The sequence below is a fragment of the Bradyrhizobium sp. genome, assembly GCF_049798375.1.
Classification (GTDB): Bacteria; Pseudomonadota; Alphaproteobacteria; order Rhizobiales; family Xanthobacteraceae; genus Bradyrhizobium.
In genome coordinates this window covers 1-14,088 of record NZ_JBARGP010000481.1, presented here as the reverse complement: position 1 = coordinate 14,088, position 14,088 = coordinate 1, and the positions used below count along the sequence as shown (strand labels likewise).

Sequence of the window (14,088 nt, the reverse complement as noted above, 5' to 3'; positions counted from 1 at the left end):
GAGCGAGTTCACCTGCGACGTCGACGCCATTTTGAAGGCGGTGACGCCGCGCACCAAGCTGGTGTGGCTCGCCAACCCCAACAACCCGACCGGCACCTACATCCCGTTCGACGAGGTCAAGCGGCTGCGCGCCGGCCTGCCCTCCCATGTCGTGCTGGTGCTGGACGCCGCCTATTCGGACTACGTCTCGCGTAACGACTATGAGATGGGCATCGAGCTGGTGGCCACCACGGAGAACACCGTGGTCACGCACACCTTTTCGAAGATCCACGGCCTCGCCGCGCTGCGCGTCGGCTGGATGTTCGCTCCGGCGCATATCGTCGATGCGGTCAACCGCATCCGCGGCCCGTTCAACGTCTCGACCCCGGCGATGATGGCGGCGGTGGCCGCAATCGAGGACACCGCGCATCAGCAGATGTCGAAGGCGCACACCGAACAGTGGCGCAATTGGCTGACCGAGGAGATCGGCAAGCTCGGGCTGAAAGTGACGCCGAGTGTGACCAACTTCATCCTGATCCATTTCCCAACCGAGCAGGGCCGGACGGCCGAGGAAGCCGATGAGTTTTTGACGCGTCGCGGCCTCGTGCTGCGCGCGCTGAAGAACTACAAGCTGCCGCACGCGCTGCGCATGACCATCGGCACCGAGGAGGCCAACCGCCTCGTCGTCGACGCGCTGCGTGACTTCATGGGCTCGAAGTGACGGGAGAGCCTGCATTCGCGCGCGTCGCGCTGATCGGCTTCGGGCTGATCGGTGGCTCGATCGCGCGCGCCGCGCGCAGGCATGGGCTCGCCGGCGAGATCGTCGCCACCGCGCGCTCGGAGCAATCGCGCGCGCGCGTGGCTGAACTGGGCCTTGTCGACCGCGTGGTCGAGAGCAACGTCGAGGCGGTCAGGGATGCCGATCTCGTCATACTCTGCATTCCCGTCGGCGCCTGCGGCCCGGTGGCGCAGGAGATCGCAGCGCATCTAAAGCCGGGCGCGATCGTCTCCGACGTCGGCTCGGTGAAGGGCGCAATCGTGCGCGACATGGCGCCGCATCTGCCGAAGAGCATTCATTTCGTGCCAGCGCATCCGGTCGCGGGCACCGAGAATTCGGGGCCTGATTCCGGCTTCGCCGAGCTCTTCATCAATCGCTGGTGCATCCTGACGCCACCCGATGGCGCCGACGCCGCTGCGGTCGATCGGCTGCGCGCGTTCTGGGCCGCGATGGGCGCCAAGGTCGAGATCATGACGCCGGATCATCATGACCTGGTGCTCGCGATCACCAGCCATCTGCCGCACCTGATCGCCTATACGATCGTCGGCACCGCCGACGAGCTGGCGCAGGTGACGGAGTCGGAGGTGATCAAGTTCTCAGCCGGCGGCTTCCGCGATTTCACCCGCATCGCGGCCTCCGATCCGACGATGTGGCGCGACATCTTCCTGAGCAACAAGGAAGCCGTGCTGGAGATGCTCGGCACCTTCAACGAGGACCTGTCGAAGCTGACGCGTGCGATCCGCCGTGGCGATGGCGAAGCGCTGTTCGACCATTTTACCCGGACGCGCGCGATCCGCCGCGGCATCGTCGAGGTCGGACAGGATTCCGCGGCTGCCGATTTCGGCCGGCCGCTGCCGCAGCTCAAGGTGCCTTAAGAGGCATCGCGTCAGAACAGCGGCGGGATCTGCGCGACCTTCAGCGGCCCGACCAGCACCGCACCATCCGAGAAGCGCAGCGGGAAGGTGCGCGCCTTACGGCCTTCCAGCACGGCCTCCTTGCCGAGCGCATTGATGCCGGCGGCCACGCCGACATTGGCGTTCTGCTTGACCACCTTGCCGAGCCCGGGAATGGCGCGATCCAGCGCGCCGAACAGATTGTTGAGGTCCTGGGATTTCACGCCTGGTGCGACGCGATCGAGCGTCGATTGCGGCACGCCCTGCTCCAGCATCTTGTCGATGCCGAGCGCCGGAATCACCTTCTCGATCCCGGCAACTGTCATCTGCAGTTCGCCATCGATATTGCCGTTGGCGGTGAGGCCGAGCGTGCCGGTGGCCACCGCGATCAGATCGCCTTGCTGGATCCGCGACCGCACGATCTCGACATGGCCGCCCGCGGCCTGGATCTCGCGAAACCGCTCGGGCCAGGGCTTGGGAGCAACATCCTTCAAGCCGGTGAGGCGCGTGTCTACGTCGGCGTTGAACGGCTGCGCCAGCATCGGATGCTGGCCCAGAATGCTGCCGCCATTGACCTGCACATCGGTCTCGATGACGGGATGATCGGCGGGCGATCCATCCGCCAGGCGGCCGTGCAATTCGACGTGATCGGCGCGCGCGACCGGCGTCTGCGCGCTGCCGTCGTTGCGATCGATTGTTGGCGCATCGAACACCAGCGCGCCGCGTTGCGGCACCGACGGCAAGCCATAGACGCTGGCTTCGCCGAGGCGCCAATTCACCGCAAAGGAGGATGATGGATCGCTGCCGTTCGTGATCGTCGCGGGCCCCGTGAACAGCGCGACCAGGCGCTTGGGATCATAGATCTGCGCGACCACCATGATCTCACCGAGCTTGGCATTCATCAAGGCGGTGCCGGCGGCCTGCGAGAACAGCGATACGCTCGGATTGTCGCAGCGAACCTCGAGCCGGAACGGGAAGCCCGCCACCGAGCGGCGGGCACAATCATACACCCGCCCGGATTTCGCCTCGCGGGCGCGCCACGCATCGGCCTGGACATCGACCTGCGAAGCAGCAAAAAACCAGAATACACTCCAGGCCACCGCAGCAATCAGGAGCAGGACGGGAGCAATGAAAAGCCCCCACAGCGGGCGCCGGCGCGGCGCAGGCATCATATCGGTCATGCGGGGAGCCTTTGAGCAGCAATTTTGGCAATTACGCGTTCGCGGATCATGTATTTGCGTTAACAAATATCAATTGATCTCCAGATAGGCCTCGATCGGCATGTCGGCAATGACGGTTTCTGACACTGTATTCCCCAAGGGCGACCTCTGGGTGTTCGGCTATGGCTCCCTGATGTGGCGCCCCGGCTTCGACTTCGTCGAGCAGGTTCCGGCGCGGCTGATCGGCGAGCATCGCGCGCTTTGTGTGTATTCCTTCGTCCACCGCGGAACGCCGGAAAGGCCGGGACTGGTGCTGGGACTCGATCGCGGCGGGGCCTGCCGCGGCGTCGCCTTCCGGGTGCCCGAAGAGAAGCGGGAAGCGACGATCGCGTACCTGCGGGCGCGCGAGCAGGTGACGTCGGTCTACCGCGAGGTGATGCGCTCGGTCTGGCTGGAGAACGATGCCAAACAGCGCGTCAGCGCGCTGGTCTACGTCGTCGATCGCGGCCACGTGCAATATGCCGGGCGACTATCGCTGCACGAGCAGCTCAGCCATGTCCGGCAGGGCCACGGCCAGTCCGGCGCCAATCGCGATTATGTGACCGCGACCGTAAAGGCGATCGAGGCGCAAGGCTTTCGCGATGCGCAGCTGCACCGGCTGGCGATGATGCTGCACGATGACGGGCATTCGCGGCATCCCGCCGGACAGAAGACACCTATACTTTAGCAGCCTGCGGCACGCGGCCAAACAATCGCGCCTGCTCGGCCTCGCCGGCCGCCACCAGCCGATCGGTCGCCTCCTCGATGACGTTCTGGATGCGCGCGAGAAATTCGCCGCGTGGCAGGCCCGGCGACAACGGATCGAGAAACTCGACCACCAGCGTGCCGGGATAGCGCATGAAGGTGCGGCGCGGCCAGAACAGGCCGGAATTGAGCGCGACCGGTAGGCACGGCACACCGCAATCGGTGTAGATCAGAGCGACGCCGGCCTTGTAGTCCGGCGGCGCACCGGGCGGCCTCCGCGTGCCCTCGGGAAAGATCACGAACTGCCGTCCGCGGCGCACCTCCTCGGCGGCCCGCCTGGTGATCTTCATCAATGCCTGCCGGCCCGACGCGCGATCGATCGCAACCATGTCGGCCTTCATCAGATACTGCCCAAAGACCGGAATGCGCAGCAGTTCGCGCTTCAGCACGAAGAACGGCGCATCGAAGAAGTGCAGCAGCGAGATGGTTTCCCACATCGACTGGTGCTTGGCCGCGACAATCAATGGCCCCGTCGGAATCTTCTCGGCCCCGCGATATTCGACCCTGATGTTGCAGATGATGCGCATCATCAGGATGTTGCTCTGTGCCCACCAATTGGCGACGCGCAGCAGCGCCTTGCGCGGCATCACCAAGGTCGGTAGCGCGATGATCGCCCAGACCACGAAGTTCGGATAGAACAGCAGGTTGAACAGCAGCGAACGCAGAAAGATCGAGACCATCGAAACCCTGTTCAGTTGGCCTGCGCGGTAGCCGGACGGCGGGAGAACAACCCGCGCGGCGGTTCCGTCTCCGGCGCAAAGTCGAGGCCGAGATCGGCAAGACGTACCCGAAGCTCGACGGCGACATATTTGGCATATTCGGACAGCAAAAGCCGGACCGTCGGCCCGCTGGTCCACCACGGCTCGTCACGCCATTTCTCGCCGACCACCGCGAAGGGAATGAGATCGAGATGCGGCATCGCGTGGGACAACTCCGCGATGGCGCGCGGCATGTGATAGTTCGACGTCACCACGATCAGCGATTTGAAGCCGCGTTCATGGGCCCAGCGCCGGGTCTGCGCGGCATTGCTGTGGGTATTGACGGCGGAGTAGTCGAGATCGACGCAGCAATTGATCAGCGGCTTGCTCTCCGGCAGCAAGCGCGAGATGTCGTTGGCGTCGTTGGTCGGATGCACGCCTGATATCAGGAGCCGCTTGCCGTAGCCGCCGGCAAGCAGGTCCATGGCATCGGAAACGCGCGAGGAGCCGCCGGTCAGGACCACGATGCCGTCGGCCTGCCGCTCCGGCTTGATCTCCGCGCCGCGCAGCTGCGACAGGAAGCCGATGAAGCCCATTGTCGCGGCGAAGAAGCCGACGGCCAGAATTGCGACGAGACCGGCGCAAACGCGGCCGGCCGCAACATGCAGCGGCGTCCGCTTCGGCGTATCGTCGATCTCTGGCGCCATGCGACGGCGAATGATCCTCTTCCTCTTGAGACGCGCGTGGCCTCTGTCGCGAGATTCGCCGTTCGGCCTCGGTTTTTCAAGTCTCCCCGGCCTTAGCGCACAGGCCGGCCGGCATCAATCGATGCTCTCCAGGGTCGCCAGCAGAGTGCGGCGCGCAGCCCAGCCGGTCACTGCGGCGATGACGACCGCCTGCGCGGCGATGACGAGATAGCCGGTCGGCCGCAGCGAGAAGGTGCCGAGCAGCGCGGCGAACTGGTCGCCGACGGGGGTGCCGGAGAACCAGTTGGCGATCGACTCGGAGAAGCCGAAACCGAGCATCGCGATGCCGCCGCCGATCACGCCGCCCTCGAGCCCGAGCCGCAGAAAATGCCGCAGGAAGTGGTTGGCGATGTAGGTGTCGCCGGCGCCGACGAAGTGCAGCACCTCGACGATCGGCCGGTTCACCGACATCGCGCCGCGGGTCGCGAACGACACCGAGATAATGGTGGCAACGATCATGAGCGCGAGAATGCCGACGCCCGCAAACAGCGTGGCGCCGGTCATCGAACGCATCCGCTCGATCCAGGCGCGGTGGTCGTCGACGCTGGCATTCGGCGCCACCTGCGTCACCCGGTTGCGCAAGGCGGCGAGATCGAAGCTGGTGCCAGGCTGAACGCGGGCGATGATCACGCGCGGCACCGGCAGTTCGTCAAGGGACAGGCCGCTGCCGAGCCACGGTTCCAACAGCTTGCCGGACTCCTCCTTGGTGAACGGCCTGGTCTCGACGATGCCGGGCTGCGCCCGCATCGCCTCGACCACGGCGGCGGTGTCGCGCTCGAGATCGCGACCCGGCTTGGGGCGGACCTGCACGGTGATCTCGCTGCCAACTTCGGACTGCCACTCCGCGGCGGACTCGCTGACCAGAAACACCCCGCCCGTGGTGATCGAGGCGAGGAAGGTCATGATCGCAACCACCGCGACCAGCGCGCGTCCGGCGATCGAGGCTCGCGGCACGATCGGCGAGACGATGCGGGCCTGCGCCGGCAATTGCGGGCGTTCATCACCGAGGTCGACCAACAGGCCGTGTTCGTCCAGGCTACTCATAGATGTGCAAGCGTCCCTGGTGCAGCACCAGCCGGCGGGCCTCGTACTGGTCCATCAGCGTGATGTCGTGGGTTGCGATGATGACGGCGGTACCCGAGCGATTAAGCTCGATGAACAGGCGCAAAAGACGGCGGCCGAGCGTCGGATCGACGTTGCCGGTCGGCTCGTCTGCCAGCAGCAATTGCGGCCGCGAGATCACAGCGCGCGCAATCGCGGCGCGTTGCTTCTCACCACCGGATAAAATGGGCGGCAGCGCGTCCATGCGCTCGCCCAGGCCGACCCATTTCAGGAGGTCGATCACCTCCTTGCGATAGCTCGACTCGTCGCGACCCATGACGCGGAACGGCAACGCCACGTTCTCATAGGTCGTCATATGATCGAGCAGCCGAAAATCCTGCAGCACGATGCCGATACGCTTGCGCAGGTCGGCGATCTCTTCCTTGCCGAGCAGCGAGATATCGTAGCCGAACAAATTGACCAGCCCGCGGGTCGGCCGCAGCGACAGGAACAACAGCTTCAACAGCGAGGTCTTGCCGGCGCCCGACGGCCCGGTGAGAAACTGGAAGGAATGGGCCGGAACCTGGAAGCTGAGATCGCGGAGGATCTCCGGCCCCAGTCCATAGCGCAAGCCGACATTTTCGAACCGAACCAAGACACTAGCTCCGTTCGCAGGCGAATTGAACCGGACGCGGCCAAGCTGGAACCGCGACCGAGCGCATCGTTGCGCCGCTTATGGTTTCCGGTTCGTTAACGGTCACCTTGTACCATTCGTAAGGCGGGGTCCCGAAGTTCGTCATCAACATTACGGCCCTTGTAGCACGGACTTCTGGAAACAAGGCGGCACCGGCCGTTGCTGGAGAACAGGCTCGATGTTCATCGTTTGCCCTCATTGTACAACATCCTACACCATCGATCTGGCAACTTTGGGCGCCTTCGGCCGCACCGTCCGCTGCTCCCGTTGCAAGGAGGTCTGGCTGGCGCATCCGGAGGACGCAGTGAACGCACCGGCCCCCCTGGCCACGATGGCCGACGCCGGTGGCAATGACGATGACCGCCTGCCTGACACTGCCGAGGCCGAGTGGGAGGCGCTGGCGCGCGGCGATGCCGACGAGCAGCCCCCTGTGGTCGATAGTCCTTCGCTCGCCGCCGGGTGGCCCGAAGATGATTTTTCGGAGCCTGCCGAGCAAGAAATGACCGGCATGGACGACGAATCCGCCGAGACTGGCGGGCCCCGTCAGCCGTCCAAGCCTTGGCACCGCAGGCTTCTGAAACGGCCTGCCTCATCTCGCGCCGGTAAATCCGTATTCAACCTGCCCGCGATCACGGCCGCCATGGCCGCGCTCGTCATCGCACTGGTGCTCTGGCGTGCCGATGTCGTGCGGCTCATGCCGCAAACCGCGTCGTTCTACAAGATGGCAGGCTTAGAGGTGAACCTGCGAGGCGTCGCCTTCAAGGACTTGAAAGTCGCCACGGAAACTGTAGACGGCAAGCCGGTGCTGGTGATCGAAGGCATGATCGTCAGCACCAACAAGAAGCCGGTCGAACTGCCGCGGCTGCGGTTCAGCGTCCGTGACGCCCAGGGTGCGGAAATCTACGCCTGGAACGCGGTGCTTGATCAGTCGGTCCTGAAGCCTGGCGAGCGCGCTGCGTTCAAGTCGCGCCTCGCCTCGCCTCCGGCCGAGGGACGCAATATCGACATCCGCTTCTTCAACCGGCGCGACCTCAACGCCGGGAACGCGTAAGGTTCAAGGTCTCGCGCGATCCGGAGGCCGCAGGATGGAAAGGCAACGAGATGGCGCGCGTTCTGATCGCGGACGACGAGGAATCGATGCGGACGCTGGTGGCGCGCGCGATCGCGATGGACGGCCATGACATCGTCACCGCGCAGGATGGCGCTGAGGCGCTCGAGATCCTGACGCAGGAGTCCGGCGCGTTCGACCTGCTGCTGACCGACATCCAGATGCCGATCATGGACGGCATCGCGCTCGCGCTCTCCGCAGCCCGTGATTTCCCGGAGCTTACCATTCTCTTGATGACCGGCTTCGCCCATCAGCGCGAACGCGCCTCGAATCTCACAGCGATCGCGCATGACGTGATCACAAAACCATTCTCGGTCGCCGACATCAGGACCGCGGTCGCCGACGCGCTGGCGTCAAAAAGGACGTGATCGCGTGGGTCCGTCGGTACCGGCTCGCTGATTCCTGGTTCACGCTCGAACAGCAATTAAATGACGGCGCGTTCGCTTCCGCTCCCTTATCAGGATCGACATTTTGCCGCAGAAAGAGCTCGTCCGGAGCTCAGCGGAGCGACCGTCCCAAGGGACGACCGCATCAGGATTGCGCGGCCCGCGTCAGACCATCGCAGGACATAATCCTCGCACAGGAAATAGCGCCGCGCTGTCCGGAACAGGGAGTTGCTGCTCCTCCTCCTCTGCGTGCAGTGTTCCGTCGACGGGTCCTGCGACCCAATCTTTCCCTGCAAGCGGCGTCACCTTGACATCATGAATGACCCCGCGGTGCATGCCAGGATCGAAATGGCGCATCGTCCGCTCATTGAGGTCGATAATGCGCCCGGGCACCAGTGGGCCCACGTCATTGATCTTGACGATGACCTTCTTGCCGATCGCTTCGACAAGAGCAAATTTAGGCTTCGCGCCAAATTGCACCCCGCCGAATTTCTGCCGCAAAGTCGTCTTGATGGCAGCCGCCCAGCTCGACGGATCATAGCGCTCGCCGGACGCCGTGCTGCGGCTGCCCTCGCGCCATCCGGGTTTGAACGGATTATACGTCGATGCTGCGCCAACGACCGCGCTTCCGGAAGCGGCGCTGGCGATAGTGCTTGATTGAGCTGAACCGGTTTCGCTTCGAGCAGCGGTGACGGAAATAGCAAACAGAGTGACAACGCCGCACAGCGCGGCGCTCAAGCGAAACACCATCATGTCTCCTAGACTGATTTTTTGATCGTCCGGTTCCCGATGCCGCAAAACACGATCAAGCGAACGCGGTACAAACTCGCGCCGACCTTTGCGAACTCACGCCATTCCCTGGCGCCGGAACCGTCGTGGGAACCATCCTGGCTCTCTCACGGGCTCTTACTTCTCACGGACTAAGACGGAGATTGCGTCAGCAAAATGACTCTGTTCAGCACAACTGAAACTCAATCGCATGATCGAAGCGAGCATCTCGAATAGCGCGTGAGCACGCGAAGCATTTAGTCGATGTTGGCGCGCGCGTGCACCGGCACACTACGGGATCAGCAATTTCGCGGAGGCGCATCGCGCTGGCAGCCACTGCGAGAAATCGACAAAATCAGATCATAGAATGGCCGACATCGGTATCAACCGAACTGATGATGTTCACGAATGCGGTGCATCGCCGATGAGCAGGTAGTTCCACCGACCGCTCATACGTCGATATACGCATCGGCCGATCTTCAATTTGACCATGTCATCCGGCAGATCGAGATAAGCATATTAATTGGCTTGGCAACGGATGTCATCGACATCAATAGTTCGCGCGATGTCAGACTGATACGCTTGGTACCGGCGTGATCACCGACGACAATTTTGTTTGTTCGCCGAAGCAGCTGCCGCGACTCTCACGCGCGAACTAATCAGCCAGATGGTCTGGACGCAGCTGGAATTGCACCACCAGCGGGCGTGACCGCGTGACATCCGTTGCGCCCGGCGCGCCGGGATGAAGCGCATCGATGCCTTCGATGTGAAACGGCGAGCGGTTGCCGGACGGTTGCGGCGCTCGAGCAGGCGCTCGACATCCACGATCTCGCCCGCTTCACACCGGCGCATGGTTAATCGCGATTTAAGGCTGCCGATACGCGCGTCCGCGGTGAATTAACCGCGGCGAAAACTGTATTCCTTATGATGCGCGACGCGTCCCGCAACGGCTTCGCGCACGTGAGAGCTTGATCTTGGGGAAACAGGTATGAGCAAAGCGTCACTGATCTCGGCTGTCCTGCTGATCGCGCTCGGAATCGTCCCCGCTACGGCCGACCCTCGCGTGATCTCGATTCCGTCATCCCAAGGTGACGCGCCGCGGCCGGCGCCGGTCGCGCTCGATGAGTATCGCGGCTATCACTTCAACCTTTCCGAGAACGCCGGGCGCAAGGACGACGGTGCGATCGCCGACTCGCTTCGCCGCCAGCTCGACGTGGTAGAAAGCGCGGGATTTAGCCCGCGCGTGTTGCAATTCTTTCACAGCGTCCCGATCGTTGCGAGCGAGATGGCGTGCCTCGAGGAAGGTGCCGCGTCCGCCTGTTACGGCAATCTGGCGCCGGCGCGCGACGGGCTGGGCGTAACGAGCTGGGACGAAGCGAAGCATCAATGGACCAATCCGGATGTGGTCGCCCTGGCTGCCGACACCGGAATCGGCGTGATCATGCTGCACCCGAGCATGCTGCGGTATGAGAAAGATCCGGTCATTCTCCACGAATTCCTGCACGCCTACCACGCCAAGCTGATGCCGCACGGATACGACAATCTGGGCATCGCCGCCTACTATAGCGAGGCGAAGCGCAGCGGCTCGTTCGGCAAGGATGCCTACGCGCTGAAGAACAGACAGGAATTCTTTGCGGTGACTGCGAGCATTTTCCTCGCAGGCAAGGACTCGGTCCACGAGCCGAAGACGCGCGCGAAGCTGAAGGAGCAGATGCCCGATTACTACAAGTATCTCGTCGGCGTATTCGGCTTCGATCCGGAAGGCGCGGCCGTCACTCCGGTGGCCTTGAACTGAGGTCGCGCCCCGGCTGCCGAACGACCGGAGCGGCGTCGCGCCGCCGTCCAGTCCGATCGTCGCACCAGCGGTTTTGAACTCCCGCCCGCCATGATAGTTGATATCGGCACGGCAACAGCTTGATGTTGCCACGCTGATGCGAGGGGTTCGAAGCTTGAGCGTCGCATTCACCAAGGAAGACAGTGCCGCGACGGCGTCGGAGACGCTGCTGCCGGATCGTCCGATCTCGCCTCATCCCAACCTCGTCACCGAAGCGGGGCTGAAGGCGCTGCAGCAGCAGCTCCGGCAGGCCCAGGACGCCTACGAGGCGGCCCAGGGCATCGAGGACGTCGACGAACGGCGTCGGCAAGGCGCGCTCCCGTTACGCGACGGGCGCTATTTCGCGGCCCGGGTTCGCACGGCGCAGGTGGTGCCAGATCCGACTTCGGCGGAGAACGTTGCGTTCGGCAGCACCGTCACCTTCCGTCGCGACGACGGCCGGGTCCAGACCTATCGCATCGTCGGCGAGGACGAGGCCGATCCCAAGGCCGGCATGATCTCCTTTGTCTCGCCGGTCGCCACGATCCTGATGGGCAAGGCGGTCGGCGATGTCGTCACGGTCTCCGGACAGGAAATCGAGATCGTCGCGATCAAGTAGGCGGCGCGTGGCCGTCGACGTGAACGGCGGCAGGAACTGGCGGTAATGGGTGGGGTTAGCCCTGATTGTGAACCACCTTGCGGAAACGAAATGACTGACCTTTCGATCGATGCGCGGTTGCTGGCGCCCGACAATGACCGGCACGGTTCCAATGCCAAGGTCATCATAACAGCGGTCGCGGCCCTGATCCTCGGCGCAGTCGCCCTGAGCGCCGCGATCTCGTGGCGTCATGGTCTGCTGCTGCTGCTCGGGGGCGCGCTTGGGCTCACGCTGTATCATGCGCTGTTCGGCTTCACCTCGGCCTGGCGCGTCTTCATCGTCGCGGGCCGTGGCGCGGGCTTGCGTGCGCAAATGGTCATGCTCGCCATTGCGGTGGCGCTGTTCTTCCCCGCACTCGCGCACGGCACCTTGTTCGGCGAACACGTTCACGGCGAATATGGCGCGGTCGGCATCGGCATGCTGACGGGCGCGTTCCTGTTCGGGCTCGGCATGCAGCTCGGCGGCGGCTGCGCATCGGGGACGCTCTACACCGCCGGCGGCGGCAACACCCGCATGCTGGTGACCTTGGCCGCCTTCATCGCCGGATCGACCATCGGCGCGCTGCACCTGCCGTGGTGGAGCGCGCAGCCGAACATCGGCGCCGTGTCGCTGATCGACACGCTCGGCTGGATGCCGGCGCTCGCGCTTTGCCTGGTCGTGATGGCGCTGGTCTATCTGGTCACGGTCCGGATCGAGATGCGCATGCATGGCGAGCTCGAGCCGGGCGCGCGGACGGTGCGACGCGGCTGGCGACGTCTCATGCAGGGGCCATGGCCGTTGCTCGCTGGCGCGGTCGCGCTCGCTATCGGCAATTTTGCCACCTTGTATCTCGCAGGAAGGCCCTGGGGCATCACCTCGGCGTTCGCGCTGTGGGGATCGAAGATCCTGATGTCGTTCGATCCGATCGTGGCGTCCTGGCCCTATTGGCAGGGGGCACGGGCGGCGTCGCTGCAGCAGAGCGTGTTTTACGACGCCACCTCGGTGATGGATTTCGGCATCATGCTCGGCGCGCTGCTGGCCGCGGGCCTGGCCGGCAAGTTCAATCCGACCTGGCGCGTCTCGGCGTCCTCGCTGCTGGCCGCTGTTGTCGGCGGGCTCCTGCTCGGCTATGGCGCGCGGCTCGCCTATGGCTGCAACATCGGCGCCTATTTCAGCGGGATCGCCTCCGGCAGCCTGCACGGCTGGTGCTGGTTCGTGGCGGCGTTCATCGGCAACATGCTCGGGACGCGGCTGCGTCCGCTGTTTGGCCTCGCGGTCGAGCGCATCCCGGTGCGGCAGGCCAAGGCCTGACGCAGCTCGGCGAGGGCTCAGAAGTCCTTCAGCAGCCGCTCGAGATAGTCGAGCTCGAGCTGCGGCCGGTTGGAATCGCCGAGGCGGCGGCGCAGCTCCTCGAGGATGCGGCGGGCGCGCTGCACGTCGATCTCGCCGGGCACCTTCTGCGAAAAATCATCGACGTTGCGATCCGCATGCATCGGACGTCCGAGCGGATCGGTCTCGGTGCCATTCGGCTGCCGGCCGGCGCGGCGGCCCGCGCCGTCGCCCTGCTGCTGGTCGCCATCGCCCTGCTGCATGGCATCGGCGAGGCTCTGCTGACCCTTGCGCAAGGCATCCAGCGCCCTACCCTGGGATTCCACCGCGCCGTCGGTATTGCTGTCGCCGAGCTGGCTGCCGGCATCGCCCATGGCGCCATCGGCCTCGTCGAGGCCGTTGCCGTCGTCGCCCTGATCGCCCTGATCGGCGCCCTGGTCGCCTTGCTGGCCTTGTTGTCCCTGTCCCTGCTGGCCTTGCTGGCCCTTCTTGCCGTGCTGGCTCTGACCGAGGCCGCGCTTGGCCATCTGGTCCTGCAACTGCTTCAAGCGGTCGCGCAGCGACTGCTGATCCTGCTGCAGCTCGCTCATGCCCTGGTCGCCCTGCTGGTGGCCGCGCGCGCGGTCTCGCCTGGAGTCCTGACCTTGCTTGAAAGTCTTGTCGCGCAACTGCTGCTGCTTGCGGATCATGTCGTTGAGCTCGTTGAGCGCCTGCTCCATGTCCTGGTCGTCGCCGCCCTGGCCGGGCTGCGCCATCTGCAAATTCTCGAGCATCTGCTGCAACTGATCGAGCAGCTCGCGGGCACCCTCCTTGTCGCCGGAGCGCGACATCCGCTCCATGCGGTCGATCATGTTCTGCAGGTCCTGCTGGCGCATGATCTTGGTATTCGGATCAAGCGGCCGCTGCGCGAGCTGCGGATTGTTGCGCATCTGCTCGGCGAGCTGGCGCATGTAGTTGTCCATCGCCTTGCGCAGGTCCTGCGCCAGCTTCTTGATCTCCTCGTCGGTCGCGCCGCGGTCGAGCGCCTGCTTCAGCGCGTCCTGGGCCGCGCGCAGCGCATCGTCGGTGTGCGCGGCCTTGAGCTGGCTCGCGACCGAGCGCAGGCCGAGATATTGCCCGGTCTCCGGCATGAACAATTCGGGCGCAATCAAGAGCGCATCGAGCGCGGCGCACACATCGCCGTTGCGGTTGGCGTCGAGCGCCAGGATGCGACGCTGCTCGATCAGCGCCCGTGCCAACGGCTTGGTGAACAGC

General features: G+C 64.5%; 15 protein-coding genes. 8 read left to right on the top strand and 7 right to left on the bottom strand.

The features are described 5' to 3' along the window. Together WA702_RS19870 and WA702_RS19865 are read left to right on the top strand one after the other, a co-directional pair. Positions 1-700 (top strand): pyridoxal phosphate-dependent aminotransferase (locus WA702_RS19870; protein WP_425112249.1); only part of this gene is annotated, 700 nt, incomplete at its 5' end. Beyond that, on the top strand, positions 697-1,632 hold the full coding sequence (locus WA702_RS19865) for a prephenate/arogenate dehydrogenase family protein (RefSeq protein ID WP_425112248.1): 936 nt from the start codon (positions 697-699) through the stop codon (positions 1,630-1,632). The genes WA702_RS19870 and WA702_RS19865, both read left to right, overlap by 4 nt. Positions 1,633-1,643: 11 nt before the next feature. On the opposite strand, the gene WA702_RS19860 is transcribed toward WA702_RS19865, so the two are convergent. Continuing rightward, positions 1,644-2,831, bottom strand: a complete 1,188-nt coding sequence (locus WA702_RS19860; protein ID WP_425112247.1) for a DUF2125 domain-containing protein — start codon at positions 2,829-2,831, stop codon at positions 1,644-1,646. A 109-nt stretch (positions 2,832-2,940) separates the two neighbouring features. On the opposite strand from WA702_RS19860, the gene WA702_RS19855 reads away from it, so the two are divergent. Then, complete coding sequence (locus WA702_RS19855; RefSeq protein WP_425112246.1) at positions 2,941-3,537, top strand: gamma-glutamylcyclotransferase; 597 nt, start codon at positions 2,941-2,943, stop codon at positions 3,535-3,537. Here WA702_RS19855 and WA702_RS19850 read toward each other — a convergent pair. The 4 genes from WA702_RS19850 to ftsE all read right to left on the bottom strand — a co-directional run bounded on the left by WA702_RS19850 (position 3,527) and on the right by ftsE (position 6,754). Beyond that, positions 3,527-4,294 carry a lysophospholipid acyltransferase family protein gene (locus tag WA702_RS19850; protein ID WP_425112245.1) on the bottom strand — a complete coding sequence of 256 codons (768 nt, stop codon included), beginning with the start codon at positions 4,292-4,294 and terminating at the stop codon, positions 3,527-3,529. The genes WA702_RS19855 and WA702_RS19850 overlap by 11 nt on opposite strands. An 11-nt stretch (positions 4,295-4,305) precedes the next feature. After that, entirely contained in the window at positions 4,306-5,019 is a 714-nt protein-coding gene (locus WA702_RS19845) for a YdcF family protein (protein WP_425112243.1), read from the bottom strand. Between the two features lie 114 nt (positions 5,020-5,133). Then, positions 5,134-6,102, bottom strand: coding sequence for a cell division protein FtsX (locus WA702_RS19840; protein ID WP_425112242.1), 969 nt, complete (start codon positions 6,100-6,102; stop codon positions 5,134-5,136). Further along, the gene (gene ftsE / locus WA702_RS19835) at positions 6,095-6,754 is read right to left on the bottom strand and encodes a cell division ATP-binding protein FtsE (RefSeq protein ID WP_425112241.1); all 660 of its coding nucleotides are present in this window, start codon (positions 6,752-6,754) and stop codon (positions 6,095-6,097) included. The genes WA702_RS19840 and ftsE overlap by 8 nt, the downstream gene beginning before the upstream one ends. A gap of 217 nt (positions 6,755-6,971) precedes the next feature. Between ftsE and WA702_RS19830 the strand changes: the two genes are divergently transcribed. Both WA702_RS19830 and WA702_RS19825 read left to right on the top strand, forming a co-directional pair. Then, the gene (locus WA702_RS19830) at positions 6,972-7,844 is read left to right on the top strand and encodes an MJ0042-type zinc finger domain-containing protein (RefSeq protein ID WP_425112250.1); all 873 of its coding nucleotides are present in this window, start codon (positions 6,972-6,974) and stop codon (positions 7,842-7,844) included. Between the two features lie 50 nt (positions 7,845-7,894). Further along, the gene (locus WA702_RS19825; RefSeq protein WP_425112240.1) at positions 7,895-8,269 is read left to right on the top strand and encodes a response regulator; all 375 of its coding nucleotides are present in this window, start codon (positions 7,895-7,897) and stop codon (positions 8,267-8,269) included. 183 nt (positions 8,270-8,452) lie between these two features. Here WA702_RS19825 and WA702_RS19820 read toward each other — a convergent pair whose 3' ends face one another. Next, complete coding sequence (locus tag WA702_RS19820) at positions 8,453-9,040, bottom strand: septal ring lytic transglycosylase RlpA family protein (protein ID WP_425112239.1); 588 nt, start codon at positions 9,038-9,040, stop codon at positions 8,453-8,455. 1,003 nt (positions 9,041-10,043) lie between these two features. On the opposite strand from WA702_RS19820, the gene WA702_RS19815 reads away from it, so the two are divergent. The 3 genes from WA702_RS19815 (at position 10,044) to WA702_RS19805 (ending at position 12,816) form a co-directional block, all read left to right on the top strand. Then, positions 10,044-10,850 (top strand): hypothetical protein, encoded by an 807-nt coding sequence (locus WA702_RS19815; protein WP_425112238.1) that lies wholly within the window; start codon positions 10,044-10,046, stop codon positions 10,848-10,850. A 154-nt stretch (positions 10,851-11,004) separates the two neighbouring features. Continuing rightward, complete coding sequence (gene greA, locus WA702_RS19810; RefSeq protein WP_425112237.1) at positions 11,005-11,487, top strand: transcription elongation factor GreA; 483 nt, start codon at positions 11,005-11,007, stop codon at positions 11,485-11,487. 90 nt (positions 11,488-11,577) lie between these two features. Next, positions 11,578-12,816: a YeeE/YedE family protein gene (locus WA702_RS19805; protein ID WP_425112236.1), complete on the top strand. Its 1,239-nt coding sequence runs from the start codon at positions 11,578-11,580 to the stop codon at positions 12,814-12,816. A 17-nt stretch (positions 12,817-12,833) separates the two neighbouring features. On the opposite strand, the gene WA702_RS19800 is transcribed toward WA702_RS19805, so the two are convergent. Next, the coding region (locus tag WA702_RS19800) for a DUF4175 family protein (RefSeq protein ID WP_425112235.1) at positions 12,834-14,088 on the bottom strand (1,255 nt) is incomplete at its 5' end.